Here is a 16,190-nt window from a genome sequence, read left to right on the forward strand (position 1 = left end):
TTATGCTATTTCTTCTCATTTTTGAGCGTATTTACAAGATTAGCTCTTATTTACTCTCTTTTTCGTCCCTTGCATACGGTATTCAGGGCAATTTGTCTGGTCTGTGCGCGAATCAGGGGGTCCTGCGCGCGAATGGACCGGGTCTGCGCGCGAATGGACCGAGTCTGCGCGCGAACCGAGGGCTTCCGCGCGCGAACCGGAGCCCCTGCCTGTCCGCTTCACTCTTTTCACAATCATTGAAGAGCTTTCCATTTTCGGTAGCAAGACAACCTAAAATTAAACTACCAAGCGACATAAAAAATGGCTTCATCACCAGAACTGATGATGAAGCCATTTTTTTGAGTTAGGGCTATTTATGTCCTAGCTTATTTTTAGTAGCTTTAGTTACGCAAAGTTGCGCCGAAGCGTTCTTCCAAACTGCGTAAAATGTTTTCATGCGCTTTTGATACTTCTTCATCTGTTAGCGTACGCTCAGGATCGAAGTATTTTAGTGAGAACGCAAGTGATTTCTTGCCTTCTTCCATACGGTCGCCTTCATAAAGGTCAAACATACGGCACTCTTTTAATAGCGAGCCACCTGCTTCATAAATGACTGTACTTAAGTCACCGGCTGGTAGACTGCGATCGACAACGAGTGCAATATCACGTGTCATAGATGGGAAGCGCGGCAACGTTTCATACACCGTTTGCTCAACTGTCGTTTCCATTAACGCGTCAAAGTCTAGTTCGAAGACGTAGGTTTCATTTAGATCCCAATCTTTTTGTGTTACAGGATGAAGTTGACCAACGAAACCAACAGAAATACTATCAAGCTTAATAAGTGCTGTACGTCCTGGATGCATGCCTTGTAAGCTTGCATTTTCATACGTAATGCGTTGTTGTAAACCAAGCTCCATAAAGAGGCCTTCAAGAATTCCTTTTACAACGAAGAAATCAACTTTTTTCTTTTCACCTTGCCATGGATGTGATTCCCATAAGCCAGTCAACGCACCGGATAAATAGCGCTTTTCTTCTGGTAGGACAGAAATCGCTTCTTCATGTGCAAAGAACACAGCACTCATTTCAAAAATGGCAAGATCATCCATCGAACGATGGTGGTTATGACGAACCACTTCCAACAGTTGCGGAACGAGCGTACGACGAAGCGCAGAACGATCTTCACTCATCGGATGGCTCACGCTAATTGTATGAGCACTTTCTTGTTCTTTACTAAATGTAAAGCTTTTCGCTTTTTCTTTCGTTGTTAGCGCATAGGTAACGGCTTGGTATAAACCGGCGCCTTCTAGATAACGCATTACGTTACGACGCGCTGTTTGGTAAGCTGACAATCCACCTGGGCGAGCTTCTGTTAGAAGATACGTGGTTGGAATTTTATCATAGCCGTAAATACGACCTACTTCTTCAACAAGATCTGCATCAATCGTAATATCTGGACGACGTGATGGCACAGTTACAGTATAAACACCTTCTTGCTCACTCACTTCAAAACGAAGACGAGCAAAAATGGCTGCAATTTCCTCATCGGTAATGTTCGTACCAAGTAACTGATTAATGCGTTCTTTCGTAACAGAGGCTGTGCCTTCCGCGACCGTTCTTTCGCCCGCTTCGACGATTCCTGTTAACACTTGACCGCCAGCAAAGCGCTCCATAAGGTCTGCTGCACGCTTAGCAGCCTGATACACACGATTACGATCAATGCCTTTTTCAAAGCGCGCACTAGATTCACTGCGCAATCCTAAATCTTTAGATGACGTGCGAACACGTTGACCATTAAAGTATGCTGCTTCTAATAAAACCGTTGTCGTTTCTTCGCTCACTTCAGCAACTGCGCCACCCATTACACCAGCAACCGCCATCGGTTCTGTGCCGTTCGTAATCACAAGGTGCGCATTTGTTAATGTGCGGGTTGCATCATCTAACGTTACGATTTCTTCGCCATCTTTCGCGCGACGGACGAGAATTTCTTTTGAGCCAAAACGATCGTAGTCAAAGGCATGAAGCGGTTGACCGTATTCAATTAACACATAGTTCGTAATATCAACAACGTTATTAATTGGACGAATACCCGCTGCCATTAGACGATTTTGCATCCAAAGTGGTGACGGTGCAATCGTTACGTTTGAAATGATCATAGCGCCGTAATACGGGTTATCTTCTGCACTTTCAACAGCTACAGAAATCATTTCATCCGCACGTTTACTGTGCTCTTGATAGGCTGGTTGTGGAAGGATCACGTCTTGATTTAAAATCGCTGCTACTTCATAGGCTACACCAATCATATTTAGTGCATCTGCACGGTTTGGCGTTAAGCCAAGCTCTAGCACATGATCATCTAAATTTAGATAAGCAAGCGCATCGCTTCCTACTTCTGCGTCTGAAGGCATCACGAAAATTCCTGTTGCATATTCTTTTGGCACAAGTTTCGTTTCAACACCTAGCTCACTTAATGAACAAATCATGCCGTGCGAAGCTTCGCCGCGTAGCTTTGCTTTTTTAATTTTAAAGTTACCTGGCAGAACCGCACCGACTGTTGCGACCGCTACTTTTTGGCCCGCTGCTACATTGGGCGCACCACACACAATTTGCGCTGGCTCTGCTTCGCCGATGTCTACTTGACACACGCGAAGCTTATCAGCATTCGGATGTTGTTCACATTGAAGGACGTGACCAACAACCACTCCGGAAATTCCTTTATTTAATGCTTCTACCATTTCTACTTCAATACCGCTTTTTGTAATTTTATCAGCAAGCTCTTCTGCTGTTACATTGATTTCAACGTATTCTTTTAGCCAGTTATATGAAACTAACACAGCATTCGCCTCCTTATGCTTTTTTGAATTGTTTTAAGAACCGAAGATCATTGCTGTAGAAGTGACGAATATCATCAATGCCGTACTTCAGCATGGCAATGCGTTCTGGTCCCATTCCAAACGCAAACCCTGTATATTTCTTTGCATCAAAACCAGCCATTTCTAGTACATTCGGATGCACCATTCCCGCACCGAGAATTTCAATCCAACCGGTATGTTTACAAATGGAGCAGCCTTTGCCGCTACATTTAAAGCAGGAAATGTCCATTTCCACCGACGGTTCCGTAAATGGGAAAAACGATGGACGAAGACGAATTTTACGCTCTTCACCGAACATTTTCTTTGCAAATGTTTCAAGCACACCTTTTAAATCACTCATGCGCACATTTTCATCAACAACAAGTCCTTCAATTTGCATAAACTGATGTGAATGCGTCGCATCATCATCATCACGACGGTATACTTTTCCTGGTGAAATAATTTTCACTGGGCCTTTGCCATGATGCTTTTCCATCGTTCGTGCTTGCACTGGGGATGTTTGTGTACGCAATAAAAGATCATCGGTAATGAAGAAAGAATCTTGCATGTCGCGCGCCGGATGTCCTTTTGGCAAGTTTAACGCCTCAAAGTTATAGTAGTCCGTTTCTACCTCAGGGCCTTCAGCAACTGTAAAGCCCATTGATAAAAATAAATCTTCTATTTCTTCAATGACCGCTGTTAACGGATGCGCATTTCCTTTGGCAATGGGACGTCCTGGGAGCGTCACATCAATGGATTCTTGTGCAAGCTTTGCTTCTATAGCTTGCGCTTCTAATCTCTCTGTTTTTTCTTGAAGAGACGTTGTAATGGCATCGCGAATTTCATTAGCAAACGCACCAACAACCGGACGTTCTTCAGCAGAAAGCTTGCCCATTCCTTTTAATACTTCTGTAATTGGCCCTTTTTTTCCTAAGTAAGCCACTTTAATGTCTTGGAGATCCTTTAACGATTCCGCTTGCTCAATTTTGAGCAACGCTTCTTCTTTTAATGCCTGCAAACGATCTTGCATCTTTTTTCCTCCTTTAAGAATAGTACTTGCTATAAAGAAACGAAGTTGGCAGAAACAAAAAAATCCCCGTCCAACAAAAGGGACGAGGATTCGCGGTACCACCCATATTTAAACAAAAGCAAGGATTTCTCTTGCTTTGTTCGCTTCATTACCATAACGGATTACATCCGGCCCGCCCTACTTCTACCTGTTTTCAGGGAGCTGCTTCGGAGTGAATTCTGTAAGAAAGGTCCCAGAGAAGCATTTGCAGTCACGATGCTTCCTCCCTAGCTGGCTTACTCTTACATACTAGTCTCCATCATTGCATTTCATTTTTTATAGACAATTGTCTTTTTATTATAGTGGAATTTAGAATGAGTTGCAACGTTACTTTGCTTTTCGTTGCAGTTCATATAATAAAATCCCCGTCGCAACCGTTACATTTAACGACTCCGCCGCACCATGCATCGGAACGTAAACGAGGCGATCAGCCGCTGCTTTAACATCCTCGCTAACACCGCTGCCTTCATTGCCGACAACAAGGGCAAACGGACCAGCTTCCTTCGTTTCCGTTAACGGCAGGGCGCCTTCTAATGCGGATACAATAACAGGCACGTTCTGTGATTGACACTCCTTCATATACGAAGCTAAATCACCTTTAACAACGTGTAAATGAAACAGCGAGCCTTGCGTAGAGCGGAGCACTTTACTGTTATAAAGGTCAGCCGTTCCTTGTCCAAGAATGACACCATCAAGACCAAATGCGTCCGCTGTTCGAATAATGCTTCCTAAATTCCCAGGATCTTGGACGCCATCTAGCATTAAATATTTACCGTGCGGTGTAATTTCAAGGTTGTCTTCAGCCATACGACAAATGGCAATAACGCCTTGCGGATGCTCAGTATCACTTAACAGTCGCATAATTTTTTTCGGCACGATCCATGGATCGAGCTCATGAGCATTCCACGTGTGTGGTATGACAAAATCTTCGTCAATAATAAGGTGCGCAATCGGTACAGAATGCGTGAGTGCCTCTTCCACTAAATGAGGACCTTCAATAATGAATTGATTCTTTTTTTCTCGTTCTTTTCTTGTATATAGCTTTTTCCATTGCTTCACTGAAGCATTTTGTTCTGATTCAATCCGTTTCATGTCTTCCCATCCTTTGTTTCATTCGCCTTTCTTATTATATCTTCAAAACCATACATAATCCACGTCACGTTAATAAAAACTAGTCATTAGTCACATCCTATACGGTACTAACATTAAAATTTCGTTCGAGGTGAATTGAAAATGAATATCGACATCCGAAAAGCGGTACTTGCCAATATCTCAGGAAACAATAAAGACCAGCTTCAAAGCACCATTGTTGATGCTATTACGAGCGGTGAAGAAAAAATGCTTCCTGGTTTAGGCGTACTGTTTGAAGTGATTTGGAAAGGTTCAGATGATACGAAAAAAGAAGAAATGCTGTCTGTATTATCAAGTGAATTAAAATAAGACACAAAAAGCGAACGTATGGAGAGTTGTCCCACAAGCCATCGTTCGCTTTTTTGTGTTACTCCACGTTCTTTAATACCCTTCGTCTTGACGAACGTGATTTACTGTATTCTTTTTCACATACGCGTCATGGATTTCCTCTAGTGTAAAGCCAAGCAGCTCCCCTAATCGTAGAAATTCTGAAAACAGTGACGTATATACCACTTCCTCCGTTTGCGTGCGAAGTTTATCAATTAATCCATACAACAATAAAAATTGACCCGTTACGTCCGTTTCAGATGCTTTTTTTAAGGGCTTCACATTGGTATAACCTAGATCTAAGCCAACTGACAAGACAAAATGCAAGCCATCCACGTACTCTTCTATGATGACATCCCTGCTTGATGGAGACTTAAGGCTCCAATATTTAAAGCAGCGCGTTTCATTAGCTAGCTCACCTAACTCTACCGCTAAGGCAAGCAAACGCTTTTCATACAATTCTTCATTCTTTAAACCATGCTCCGTAACGATGCGCTCATTGAGCTGGTGCTGTAGTTCAAACCATTCTGTGTAGTTCATGTCATTCTCTCCTCTCGCCTCTCGTGCCATTATATACGATACCTACACAAGAAAAAAGCTTCAGCCATTACGTCGGCTAAAGCTTCTTTTCTAGGCACTTTTTGCAACTGACTTTTCCTTCTCAAAGAAATCGTCCCACTTTACAATCCATTCTTTTCTGCGCAACAAATGAAACAAAACGAGCATAACGATGGCAGCTACACAGCCCCATACGATCGACAGTTTAAAAATATAATGTCCGAACGTTGAGTATAGAAAGGCGAGCGGTGCATTGGAGACGATGCTTGCTTTCGTATACTCACGGAAATTTTTCGTCATTTCAAGCAATAAAAGGGACAGCAAAGAAAAATGGACGAACGGAATGAGCTTTAAGATGGAAATTTGCCCGAGTGAAAACGGTCTTCGTTTGCCTACCATGCGCTTTTTTAATTTTGAAAATCGCTGTAGCATCGATGGCATTTTTTGAAGTAATCCATAAAACATGATACTTGATAATGTAATGCCAATCATCGAATATAACGTGCCATAAAGAGAGCCGAACAAAACACCACCGGCCATACAGATCAAGCCGACTGGTATAAATAAAAATTGTCTCATGACATGTAAAAGAATAAAAAAGACCGGTGCAAAAATCCCCGCAAACTTTAAGATGTTTAGGATTTCATGAATTTCATGGGGCATGAGCGACTCCTCCTTTATCGCCATCTTATGACAGAAGACGAGCCCTTTATGCATGGAGATACTTTTTTTAAGGTATGCATAATTATGGCTCATTTATGAAAAATTAGTACAAGAATTGGCTTTCATTGACAGAGGAGTTGTGAAGTAATGGATACCGTCGTACTTGCTCGAGCGTTCTTCGGAACGTCACTCGCTTTTCATATTATTTTCGCTACATTAGGGGTTGGCATTCCCTTGCTAATCGTTATTGCTGAAATTTTACATCAAGTAAAAAAAGATAATGATTATGCGATTATGGCGAAACGCTGGACAAAAGCATTTGCCGTATTACTTGGTGTTGCCATTCCGTCTGGCACCATTGTAGGCGTACAGCTTTCATTATTATGGCCAGGCTTCATGGAAATTGTTGGGAAAGTTATTTCCCTGCCTTTCCAAGTAGAAATTTTTGCTTTTTTTATTGAGGCACTGTTCATGTCGATTTATGTATATGCCGCTGATCGATTGCCAAAAGCGTTTCGTATTCTTTCGGTTATTCTTGTAGCGTTCGGCGCGGTCGCTTCTGCTATTTTAATTACGGCCGTCAATACGTGGATGAATACCCCTGCTGGCTTTCAAATAGCGAGCGATGGCACGATTTATGATGTGCACCCTTGGACCGCTTTTTTCAATCCGAGCTTCTTATCGTCTGCTTTTCATGTAGCTGTTACTGCCTACATGACAGGAGGATTTGCGGTCGCTTCCGTTGCCGCTTATAAGCTTTTAAAAAGAAAAAAACGGACAGCACAAGAGATAACGTATCATAAAAAAGGCTTTCTCTTAGCGCTCATCGTCGGTTTAACATTTTCACTTATTTCCAGTATTTCCGGCCATCATTCCGCTCAAGTGCTGCATGAGCATTCTCCGGAAAAACTGGCTGCTGCAGAAGGTTTATTTAAATCACAGCGCTATGCTCCACTAGCAATTGGTGGCTTTACCGATCCAAAAACCGAATCCGTTAAATATGGAATTGAAATTCCATGGATGTTAAGCTGGCTTGCTGCCGGAAAATTTGATACGAAAGTGAAAGGATTGTATGAATTTCCACGTGAGACGTGGCCACCCTTTTACGTGCATACCCTCTTTAACATTATGGTCGGCATTGGCTTTTTTCTATTAGCATTAGCTGCCTTTTCATTGGTTTGGATGTATTATACGAAACGAAAAAAGCGGGGCTTTCCAAAATGGCTGTTAGTTGTTTTAATCTTTTCTGGACCACTCTCAATGTTAGGCATAGAATTTGGTTGGATTTTCAGTTGTAGTGGACGACAGCCGTGGACGATTTACAAAGTCCAAACGACTTCTGAGGCCGCTACTCAATCTACAAATCTTGGCGGACTTTTCCTGCTGTTTATCGGCTTATACGTCTTGTTAGGAGCCTTAACCATTCTAATCTTAACGAGTTATTTCAAACGGCATCCTGTGTATAAAGAATTTGAAAAGTATTCAGGATACGAAGAGAAGGGGAGCAGCTAATGATCGTAGAAGTACAAGCAATCTTAATTATTTGGACCTTTATTTTCATCTATAGTATTTTCGGTTCGATCGATTTCGGCTCAGGGTTCTGGGCGCTAATTTATAACGATCACCGAACGTTAGCTGGAAAAATGGCCAATCGTTTTCTATCGCCAACGTGGGAAATTACGAATGTGTTTCTTGTTTTACTCGTTGTTGCTTTTGTTGGCTTTTTTCCAAAAGGTGCGTTTACCCTTGGCACGATTTTGCTCATTCCCGTGTCGCTCATTCTTTTTTTCTTAGCGATTCGCAGTGCCTTTATGGTGTTTTCGTATTCTGTGCAAGGGTATCGAAAACTTATGTTTCTCATTTCAGGTGTAAGCGGCTTGCTCATTCCCGCTTTATTAATTACTGTGCTCCCTATAAGTCAAGGCGGTTTTATTGAACTAGTTGATGGCAAAGAAACGTTGTTACTAGGCAAACTGTTAGCTAGCCCTTCTCTTTACTTGTACATCCTATTTGGCTTAACGTCAGAGCTGTTTTTGTCCTCGCTTTTTTTAGGCGATTATTCCTACGCTTCCAAACAAGAGGGCGCGTATCGATTGTATCGTGGCAATGCACTACTGCTTGGACCGTCTACGTTGCTTGCAGCGGTCTTAACTCTACTCGTTAGTCAGCAAGAAGCGAGTTGGCTCATTAAGCATTTATACGAGCAGAAGCTATGGTTTTCGCTATCGTTAGCTTCGTTCATAATCGGATATGTTGCACTGTTATTACCACGTAAAAAAAATACCGTACGAGGCTTTCCCCGCCTGGCACTTTTGGCAGTGATTGCTCAATACGGCTTTGCAAGTTATGGCTATGGCATGGCGCATCTTCCCTATATCGTCTATCCACGTCTAACCATTTTTGATGCCTTTACAGCTACAGAAACTTTTTATTCGTTGCTCATTATGTATGGAATAGGACTCGCGATCTTAACGCCTGGCTTTTATATCTTTTGGCGACTGTTTCTTAAAGACAGACGATATTTGCAACAAGACTAATGCTTAGGAAATATAATAATGTGAAAAAAAGAACACATATAAAAGCGTAAGAATCGGTAACCCGATTTGGAAACGTGGATGCTTCGTTTTATGACGAAAGTGAAACATCCCAATTAACATTCCAGGAGCGCCCCCTAGAATAGCGATCAACCATAGTCGTTTTTCAGGGACCCGCCACTTTCCGCTCTTTGCTTTTTCTTTATCATAATGCATGATCCATAACCCAATGACCGAAAGTATCAATAGATAATAAAGAATGCTTAGCCTCTCCTTTCCATCGTAACGTAAAAAAAGCCATCTACTCCTACAAGAGTGATGGCTTTTTGTTGATCATTTATGCGTTTAAGCTTGCTTTTGCTTTAGAAGCAAGTTCAGCAAATGCTGCTGCATCTGTTACTGCGATTTCAGCAAGCATTTTACGGTTGATATCAATTCCAGCAAGTTTAAGACCGTGCATCATACGGCTGTAAGAAAGACCGTTCATGCGAGCCGCTGCGTTAATACGTGTAATCCAAAGTTTACGGAAATCACGTTTCTTTTGACGGCGGTCACGGTATGCATACATAAGAGATTTGAAAACTTGTTGTTGAGCAACTTTAAATAACTTATGTTTGGATCCGAAATAACCTTTAGCTAGTTTTAATACTTTTTTACGACGACGACGTGACACATAGCCACCTTTTACTCTTGGCATTAGAAAACCCTCCTATAGATCAATAAACAATCGAATTTTATAATTAGCTTATTTCTTTTTGTACGTAAGTAATGTACGGATACGTTTGTAATCTCCGCTCGTTACGATTCTTGCTTTACGAAGTTTACGTTTAGCTTTTGTAGATTTGTTAGCGAACAAGTGGCTTGTATAAGCGCGAGCACGCTTAAGTTTACCTGTTCCAGTTTTTCTGAAGCGCTTTGCAGCACCTTTATGTGTTTTCATTTTAGGCATGATCGGATTCCTCCCTGATAATGATTATTTTTCAGCCATAGGTGCTAAGATTAGGAACATACTACGTCCTTCCATCTTCGGTCTTACTTCAACCGTTGCGATGTCTTCACACTCTTTTGCTAATTTTTCAAGCACTGTTTTACCGATTTGAGAATGCGTGATCGCACGTCCACGGAAACGAATGCTCGCTTTCACTTTATCGCCTTTTTCAAGGAATTTACGTGCATTTTTCAATTTTGTATTGAAATCATGCTCCTCGATTGTTGGGCTTAAGCGAATTTCTTTCGTTGTAACGATTTTCTGATTTTTGCGAGCTTCGCGGTCTTTCTTTTGTTGTTCAAACTTAAACTTACCGTAGTCCATGATTCGGCATACTGGTGGTTTTGCGTTTGGAGCAACAAGTACAAGGTCAAGATTAGCGTTCGCCGCAATATCAAGAGCTTCATGACGTGTTTTAATCCCTAGCTGGCTGCCATCAGCCCCGATAAGTCTTACTTCACGAGCACGTATGCCCTCATTGACAGACATGTCCTTACTAATAGTAAGTCACCTCCAAAAGTATATGTGAGTTTGAATCACTCAGCTATTTTGTAAACAAATAAAAAAAGCGTCGGCGCATACTGCACCCACACGACCTCATCATCATTTCTGAACGTTCGGTGTACCAGCCAACTGCTATTGCTAGCGTTGAACAGGTGAGAAGCGGGTGCCTCTGCTTTTTTCGAAACTCAACTTATTCTATTACCAACCTAATATACCACTGACAACTTTCATTGTCAACTATCATTGTTTTTCGCAACAAAAATAATTTTACATCACCTTTCTCAGAATTGCAAGTGTATTTTTATAAAGTAGCATTTTATTATTCCGCCGCATTATAATGGAAGGATAAGGAAAGGGGAGTCGTACCATGTATATCTTTTTCCCATTAGGTTGCGCTGTTCTCTTTGCCATGATGTATATTTTCATGGGCGTATTTTTAAAAAGAAAACCACCAAAAGAAATTAGTATCTTCCATGGCTATCGCACACCTCGCTCAGTGAGTCATCCGCTATTATGGAAGGAAGGCAATGCCCTATTTGCTGTCCTCATTCAAAAGGCAGGTTGGTATGTGCTAGTAGGCGGTGTTTTGCTTAGTGTATTGCTGCCAGATCACCTCGTTTCTTTTTTCATCGTCCTTGCGATTGCTTCTCTTCTTCCTGCCTTTTGTGCCTTTTCAGTAGAAAAACATTTAAAAAAAATAGCCAAGCGCGAAAACATATAAGCTTATGATAAGAAGGTAAAGACCATTCATTAAAAAACTAGAGGATGAAGTCAAAAGTGACCAGGAGTCGGATAGCGTTACAAAGCGTTCTTACAACTTTAAGAGCAGCATAAAAAAAGCATGAGCGCGATACAATCGAACTCATGCCTTTTTATACTTATCCGCGCTTCGTAACCTGTTGGAGCAATTGCTCTTTAAACGTTGCAAAGGAAAGCGTTTCGGATTGTTTTTCACCATACTTCCGCACGTTTACCGCTTCGTCAGCAATCTCTTGATCACCTAAAACAAGCATGTACGGAATTTTTTTCATTTGAGCTTCACGAATTTTATAACCAAGCTTTTCTTCACGGTGATCGACTTCAACACGAATGCCTTCTTCTTGAAGTTCTTCCGCTACTTTCTTCGCATAGTCTTCATGAACCGTTGAAACTGGAATGATTTGAGCTTGTACAGGCGCTAACCAAACAGGGAACGCACCTTTATATTCTTCAATTAAGAAAGCAACAAAGCGTTCCATCGTCGAAACCACACCGCGATGAATAACGACAGGACGATGATCTTTTCCATCCGATCCTTTATACGTTAAATCAAAACGTTCTGGTAAGTGGAAATCCAATTGCACAGTCGACAATGTTTCTTCTTTTCCTAGCGCTGTTTTCACTTGAACGTCAAGCTTCGGACCATAGAAAGCCGCTTCGCCTTCTGCTTCTACATAATCAAGCTGCATATCTTCCATTGTTTCTTTTAATAGAGATTGTGCTTTTTCCCACATCTCATCGTTGTTTACGTATTTCTCTGTATCTTGAGGATCACGATATGATAAACGGAATTTATAATCTGTAATACCAAAGTCGCTATACACGCGTTGAATGAGTTTTACGACACGAATAAATTCATCTTTAAGTTGATCAGGACGAGCAAAAATATGCGCATCATTTAATGTCATAGAACGTACACGTTGAAGACCTGCAAGCGCTCCACTCATCTCATGACGATGCATTGTTCCAAGCTCAGCGATACGAACCGGTAGATCACGATAGCTGTGCATGCTATTTTTAAACACCATCATATGATGTGGACAGTTCATCGGACGAAGCACGAGTTGCTCGTTGTCCATTTCAATGGCTGGGTACATATCCTCTTGATAGTGATCCCAGTGACCAGATGTTTTATAAAGTTCTACACTTCCTAAATGCGGTGTATAGACGTGATCATAGCCAAGCTTCACTTCTGTATCTACAATATAACGTTCGATGATACGGCGAATCGTTGCCCCTTTTGGTAGCCATACAGGTAAGCCTTGACCAATTTTTTGTGAAATCGCAAAAAGTTCAAGTTCTTTTCCAAGCTTACGATGATCGCGCTCTTTTGCTTCTTGTAAGTAAACAAGATGTTGATCTAAATCCTTTTGGTTTAAGAACGCCGCGCCATAAATGCGTTGAAGCATTTGATTGTCGCTATCGCCACGCCAATAAGCACCTGAGATGCTCATTAATTTGAATGCTTTAATTTTCCCTGTTGAAGGGAGATGAGGTCCACGACAAAGGTCGAAAAACTCACCTTGCTCATAAATTGTAATAACCGCATCTTCTGGAAGATCACGAATAAGTTCTAGCTTTAAGTAGTCGCCGATTTCTTCAAAGCGCGCAATCGCTTCTTGACGACTCACTTCTTTTCGAACAATCGGTAAGTTTTCACTTACAATTTTTTTCATTTCTTTTTCGATTTTACTTAAATCTTCTGGTGTAAACGCTTCTGGCATATCGATGTCATAATAAAAGCCATTTTCAATAACAGGCCCAATGCCAAGCTTAACATCATGATATAAACGCTTAATCGCTTGCGCCATTAAATGCGCTGAACTATGACGCATCATTTCTAGACCTTCTGGAGAATCACCCGCAATAATTTCAAGTGATGCATCGCCTTCAATAGGTCGTGTGAAATCATACAATTCACCATTGATTTTTCCGGCTACTGATTTTTTCTTTAGACTTGAACTAATGGACTCTGCCACTTGTTCTGTTGTAATGCCTTTGTCATACTCCCGAACCGATCCATCAGGAAATGTAAGCTTGATTGTCGACATTCGTCATCTCTCCTTTTTATACTAAGCAGCTGTGTGGTGTAGACAGAAAAATAAAAACACTCGTCCCTAAAAAAGGGACGAGTGTTTACTCGCGGTTCCACCCTTGTTCTGCCTCTTCATAAAGGGACAGCACTCGGTCAGAAATAACGGATCTGCTACCGTCAACAGCTACTACAAAACGTTCACTGTTGAAGTTCAAAGGGGGTAAGATACATATCGTACTAGAATGCTTTCAGCCGTGGCACTCTTCTCTATAAGCCGAACATCTGTACCTTTTGTCCTTATCTACACTGATTGCGCTATAAGATACATATATTATATGCATCTCTACGCGTAAAATCAAGAGTTCCCCTTATGAAAGTCTTGTTGCATTGTCCATTCGCTTTCTTTTTTGTGAAAAAAGGCGGCAAGCGGCCTCTTTACAAAGCGTTCTTGAAAGACATTTTGCAGCGTATAAATCATGCCATGATGTTCTTCATCTCCATACACATAAAGCGCTTCTGGTGCTAACCCGATAATAGGGCCGAGCACTGTTGAATCGAGATCCAGTTCTTGTGTGACGCCTAATGCTCGTTCATACATGGCTTCGAGAACGGCTGATGAGTAAGGCTGTCCTTGATCATCGTACAGTGTAAACGTTCCATCCCACACAACGTGAATCACGTTCGTTAACGGTGGCTCTTTAAACATGCATTTACGAAGCTGGTCGATAAAGGATTGATATTCAAGCTCTAGCTTATATTCATCAATGGCACATTCAACATACGCTAGCAATAACTCATTATAAGACCGCAGTCGAAATTTCACAAAAGATGCAAAAGTAAATGCACGTCGTTCCTGGAGCATTTGTTGCCAGGCATTGATAATATGCTCTTCACACGTTGGTAGCTCACAAAGCGCAGGAACATCCAGTCTCTCTTGATCAATAAATTCTTTGGCAATCGCTGCAATCGCCTGTTGTTCAGCGGCATCATAGAAATAAAAATGGTTCTCGATATAATGGAGCAGTCGATCTTCCTCAATCCTTTTCCTCGTATAAAGCGTAAGGACTTGTGCCGCTTCCGTCTCTTTGCCGGCAATGATTCGTAAGTTACAAGTGCCACTTTCCATAAAGGAAGGTTCCATATGAATGGTGCGCGCGATTTGGTTCAGTTCCTCCTGTAGTGTCCTCATTTCATGGGCATTTGCCAAAATAAGTTCCGCCAATCCTGTCCCTCCCCTAACCCTCGTTGTTACACTATATGGGAGTGATTCATGAAAAATGAACTTTTCTTCTTTTTTACAGCAAAAAAAGCCCCTCTCTTTGTAAGAGAAGGACTGTTCGTATTAGTTTTGCATAATGAAATCTTTTTCCGCCGTTTCTTCATCATGAAACGTATGCAAAATCTCATATTTTGTATTGCGTTGAGCTGGGATTTTCCCTGCTTCACGAATAAGACGAAGCGTTAAATTCGTATTAACTTTATGCGTTGTACCCGCTGCAGATACTACATTTTCCTCCATCATCGTACTTCCGAAATCATTGCAACCATAATGTAGCGATTTCTTTCCAACTTCAGGCCCCATCGTTACCCAAGAAGATTGGAAGTTTGCAATGTTATCTAGGAACAGACGAGAAATGGCTACGTTTTTCAAATATTCTCGCGGCGTTGTTTTTTCCGCTTTCATATTTGTATTATCTGGCTGGAACGTCCATGAAATGAAAGCAAGGAAGCAATCTGCCTCGTCTTGCGCATCACGGACACGTTTTAAGTGCATGGCGCGCTCTTCAAACGTTTCACCAAAACCAATTACCATGGTAGCCGTAGAATGTAGTCCAACTTTTTTCGCTGTTTTCATACATTCAATCCATTCAGTCCATGAACCTTTTAAGCGGCTAATTTTTTTACGCGTACGATCATCTAAAATTTCTGCACCGCCACCAGGCAAGGAATCAAGGCCAGCATTTTTCAGCTCGTGTAGCACTTCCTCTAATGAAAGACCAGACACTTCAACCATTTTCCAAATTTCTGCTGGTGAGAACGAGTGCATCGTAATATCAAAGCGTTCTTTAATTTTCTTCAATAGATCGGTGTAATACGTAAAAGGCAAGTTCGGATTTGTTCCGCCTTGCATTAAAATTTCCGTGCCACCAACATCCACTGTTTCTTGAATTTTCTTGAAAATCTCTTCATCCTCAAGAACGTAGCCTTCGTTACTTCCTGGTGCACGATAAAAGGCACAGAAGCGGCAATACGTATCACAGACGTTCGTATAGTTCACGTTACGACCAATAACAAATGTTGTCACAGGCTCAGGGTGCCAGCGCTTCATAATAACATCGGCTGCTTCCCCCATTTTTTCTACTTCATCACTTTCATACAATGCAACAGCATCTTCAACAGTCAGTCGTTCCCCGTCGAGAGCCTTTTGCAAAATCGCATCAATGCTCATCTATATAACCTCCAGTTACGGACTTCAATATGTAGCCGATTCCTATCCTATCATATTTTCACCAAATTTGCGAAAGGAACCTACTTGGTAGAAAAAAGGAAACGAGACTGAGACACAATACCTCCTCTGTTTCGTGGCGCAAGCAGGGAATTGACTTGGTTGTGCGCGAACGGACCTGGTCGGAGCGCGAATCACAGAGGCCCTCGTGCACGAATGGACCTGGTCGGAGCGCTAATTGGGGGCTCCTGCTTGCGAACGGATCTGGTCGGCGCGCGAATTGAGGGCTCCTGCGCGCGAACAGACCTAGTTTGCGCGCGAATTGGAATCTCTTGTACGCTTTACTCT

Annotated in this window: 16 protein-coding genes, 1 pseudogene and 3 other annotated features; of the genes and pseudogenes, 5 read left to right on the plus strand and 12 right to left on the minus strand. The window is 41.9% G+C overall.

Going from position 1 to position 16,190, the window contains the following annotated elements; all coding sequences use genetic code 11:
• A pseudogene (locus tag A374_RS21150) lies at positions 1 to 347 on the plus strand (hypothetical protein); the annotation flags it as partial.
• Positions 348 to 380: 33 nt separating this feature from the next.
• Here the strand turns inward: A374_RS21150 and pheT are convergent.
• From pheT to A374_RS15440, 3 genes are all read right to left on the minus strand, one after another.
• Complete coding sequence (gene pheT / locus A374_RS15430; RefSeq protein WP_007203166.1) at positions 381 to 2,810, minus strand: phenylalanine--tRNA ligase subunit beta; 2,430 nt, start codon at positions 2,808 to 2,810, stop codon at positions 381 to 383.
• Between the two features lie 13 nt (positions 2,811 to 2,823).
• Positions 2,824 to 3,858, minus strand: coding sequence for a phenylalanine--tRNA ligase subunit alpha (pheS, locus tag A374_RS15435; RefSeq protein ID WP_007203167.1), 1,035 nt, complete (start codon positions 3,856 to 3,858; stop codon positions 2,824 to 2,826).
• Positions 3,859 to 3,933: 75 nt separating this feature from the next.
• Positions 3,934 to 4,169 (minus strand) — a binding site (T-box leader).
• A gap of 55 nt (positions 4,170 to 4,224) precedes the next feature.
• Entirely contained in the window at positions 4,225 to 4,989 is a 765-nt protein-coding gene (locus tag A374_RS15440; RefSeq protein WP_007203168.1) for a TrmH family RNA methyltransferase, read from the minus strand.
• 141 nt (positions 4,990 to 5,130) lie between these two features.
• On the opposite strand from A374_RS15440, the gene sspI reads away from it, so the two are divergent.
• Positions 5,131 to 5,337, plus strand: a complete 207-nt coding sequence (gene sspI / locus A374_RS15445) for a small acid-soluble spore protein SspI (protein WP_007203169.1) — start codon at positions 5,131 to 5,133, stop codon at positions 5,335 to 5,337.
• 72 nt (positions 5,338 to 5,409) lie between these two features.
• On the opposite strand, the gene A374_RS15450 is transcribed toward sspI, so the two are convergent.
• Positions 5,410 to 5,895: a dUTP diphosphatase gene (locus tag A374_RS15450; RefSeq protein ID WP_007203170.1), complete on the minus strand. Its 486-nt coding sequence runs from the start codon at positions 5,893 to 5,895 to the stop codon at positions 5,410 to 5,412.
• Between the two features lie 90 nt (positions 5,896 to 5,985).
• The gene (locus A374_RS15455; protein ID WP_007203171.1) at positions 5,986 to 6,576 is read right to left on the minus strand and encodes a TVP38/TMEM64 family protein; all 591 of its coding nucleotides are present in this window, start codon (positions 6,574 to 6,576) and stop codon (positions 5,986 to 5,988) included.
• A 147-nt stretch (positions 6,577 to 6,723) separates the two neighbouring features.
• On the opposite strand from A374_RS15455, the gene A374_RS15460 reads away from it, so the two are divergent.
• The gene (locus tag A374_RS15460) at positions 6,724 to 8,088 is read left to right on the plus strand and encodes a cytochrome ubiquinol oxidase subunit I (protein ID WP_007203172.1); all 1,365 of its coding nucleotides are present in this window, start codon (positions 6,724 to 6,726) and stop codon (positions 8,086 to 8,088) included.
• Positions 8,088 to 9,113 (plus strand): cytochrome d ubiquinol oxidase subunit II, encoded by a 1,026-nt coding sequence (locus tag A374_RS15465; protein WP_007203173.1) that lies wholly within the window; start codon positions 8,088 to 8,090, stop codon positions 9,111 to 9,113. Before A374_RS15460 ends, A374_RS15465 begins: the two co-directional genes overlap by 1 nt.
• Positions 9,114 to 9,116: 3 nt before the next feature.
• Here A374_RS15465 and A374_RS15470 read toward each other — a convergent pair whose 3' ends face one another.
• From A374_RS15470 to infC, 4 genes are all read right to left on the minus strand, one after another.
• Positions 9,117 to 9,356: a DUF1294 domain-containing protein gene (locus A374_RS15470; protein WP_274517059.1), complete on the minus strand. Its 240-nt coding sequence runs from the start codon at positions 9,354 to 9,356 to the stop codon at positions 9,117 to 9,119.
• A 91-nt stretch (positions 9,357 to 9,447) separates the two neighbouring features.
• Positions 9,448 to 9,807 (minus strand): 50S ribosomal protein L20, encoded by a 360-nt coding sequence (gene rplT, locus A374_RS15475; protein ID WP_007203175.1) that lies wholly within the window; start codon positions 9,805 to 9,807, stop codon positions 9,448 to 9,450.
• A 48-nt stretch (positions 9,808 to 9,855) separates the two neighbouring features.
• On the minus strand, positions 9,856 to 10,059 hold the full coding sequence (gene rpmI / locus A374_RS15480; protein ID WP_007203176.1) for a 50S ribosomal protein L35: 204 nt from the start codon (positions 10,057 to 10,059) through the stop codon (positions 9,856 to 9,858).
• Between the two features lie 24 nt (positions 10,060 to 10,083).
• Positions 10,084 to 10,587: a translation initiation factor IF-3 gene (gene infC / locus A374_RS15485; protein WP_007203177.1), complete on the minus strand. Its 504-nt coding sequence runs from the start codon at positions 10,585 to 10,587 to the stop codon at positions 10,084 to 10,086.
• Positions 10,588 to 10,654: 67 nt separating this feature from the next.
• Positions 10,655 to 10,783, minus strand: a sequence feature (ribosomal protein L20 leader region).
• Positions 10,784 to 10,969: 186 nt separating this feature from the next.
• On the opposite strand from infC, the gene A374_RS15490 reads away from it, so the two are divergent.
• Positions 10,970 to 11,323 carry an SdpI family protein gene (locus A374_RS15490; RefSeq protein ID WP_007203178.1) on the plus strand — a complete coding sequence of 118 codons (354 nt, stop codon included), beginning with the start codon at positions 10,970 to 10,972 and terminating at the stop codon, positions 11,321 to 11,323.
• 157 nt (positions 11,324 to 11,480) lie between these two features.
• Here A374_RS15490 and thrS read toward each other — a convergent pair whose 3' ends face one another.
• The 3 genes from thrS to mqnC form a co-directional block, all read right to left on the minus strand.
• Positions 11,481 to 13,412 carry a threonine--tRNA ligase gene (thrS, locus tag A374_RS15495; RefSeq protein WP_007203179.1) on the minus strand — a complete coding sequence of 644 codons (1,932 nt, stop codon included), beginning with the start codon at positions 13,410 to 13,412 and terminating at the stop codon, positions 11,481 to 11,483.
• A 70-nt stretch (positions 13,413 to 13,482) separates the two neighbouring features.
• Positions 13,483 to 13,709 (minus strand) — a binding site (T-box leader).
• A 42-nt stretch (positions 13,710 to 13,751) separates the two neighbouring features.
• A complete protein-coding gene (ytxC, locus tag A374_RS15500; RefSeq protein ID WP_007203180.1) occupies positions 13,752 to 14,618 on the minus strand; it encodes a sporulation protein YtxC in 867 nt (288 codons plus the stop codon).
• A 120-nt stretch (positions 14,619 to 14,738) separates the two neighbouring features.
• Entirely contained in the window at positions 14,739 to 15,845 is a 1,107-nt protein-coding gene (gene mqnC / locus A374_RS15505; protein ID WP_007203181.1) for a cyclic dehypoxanthinyl futalosine synthase, read from the minus strand.
• Positions 15,846 to 16,190 lie beyond the last annotated feature (345 nt).

This window comes from Fictibacillus macauensis ZFHKF-1 (genome assembly GCF_000269865.1).
Taxonomy (GTDB): domain Bacteria; phylum Bacillota; class Bacilli; order Bacillales; family Fictibacillaceae; genus Fictibacillus_C; species Fictibacillus_C macauensis.

Excerpts from the sequence above, each read along its gene's own strand:
- A374_RS15440 (WP_007203168.1), bottom strand. The coding sequence starts at position 4,989 with ATGAAACGGATTGAATCAGAACAAAATGCTTCAGTGAAGCAATGGAAA.
- mqnC (WP_007203181.1), bottom strand. The coding sequence starts at position 15,845 with ATGAGCATTGATGCGATTTTGCAAAAGGCTCTCGACGGGGAACGACTG.
- A374_RS15455 (WP_007203171.1), bottom strand. The coding sequence starts at position 6,576 with ATGCCCCATGAAATTCATGAAATCCTAAACATCTTAAAGTTTGCGGGG.
- thrS (WP_007203179.1), bottom strand. The coding sequence starts at position 13,412 with ATGTCGACAATCAAGCTTACATTTCCTGATGGATCGGTTCGGGAGTAT.
- infC (WP_007203177.1), bottom strand. The coding sequence starts at position 10,587 with ATGTCTGTCAATGAGGGCATACGTGCTCGTGAAGTAAGACTTATCGGG.
- rplT (WP_007203175.1), bottom strand. The coding sequence starts at position 9,807 with ATGCCAAGAGTAAAAGGTGGCTATGTGTCACGTCGTCGTCGTAAAAAA.
- A374_RS15460 (WP_007203172.1), top strand. The coding sequence starts at position 6,724 with ATGGATACCGTCGTACTTGCTCGAGCGTTCTTCGGAACGTCACTCGCT.
- sspI (WP_007203169.1), top strand. The coding sequence starts at position 5,131 with ATGAATATCGACATCCGAAAAGCGGTACTTGCCAATATCTCAGGAAAC.
- pheS (WP_007203167.1), bottom strand. The coding sequence starts at position 3,858 with ATGCAAGATCGTTTGCAGGCATTAAAAGAAGAAGCGTTGCTCAAAATT.
- A374_RS15465 (WP_007203173.1), top strand. The coding sequence starts at position 8,088 with ATGATCGTAGAAGTACAAGCAATCTTAATTATTTGGACCTTTATTTTC.
- rpmI (WP_007203176.1), bottom strand. The coding sequence starts at position 10,059 with ATGCCTAAAATGAAAACACATAAAGGTGCTGCAAAGCGCTTCAGAAAA.
- A374_RS15490 (WP_007203178.1), top strand. The coding sequence starts at position 10,970 with ATGTATATCTTTTTCCCATTAGGTTGCGCTGTTCTCTTTGCCATGATG.
- A374_RS15450 (WP_007203170.1), bottom strand. The coding sequence starts at position 5,895 with ATGAACTACACAGAATGGTTTGAACTACAGCACCAGCTCAATGAGCGC.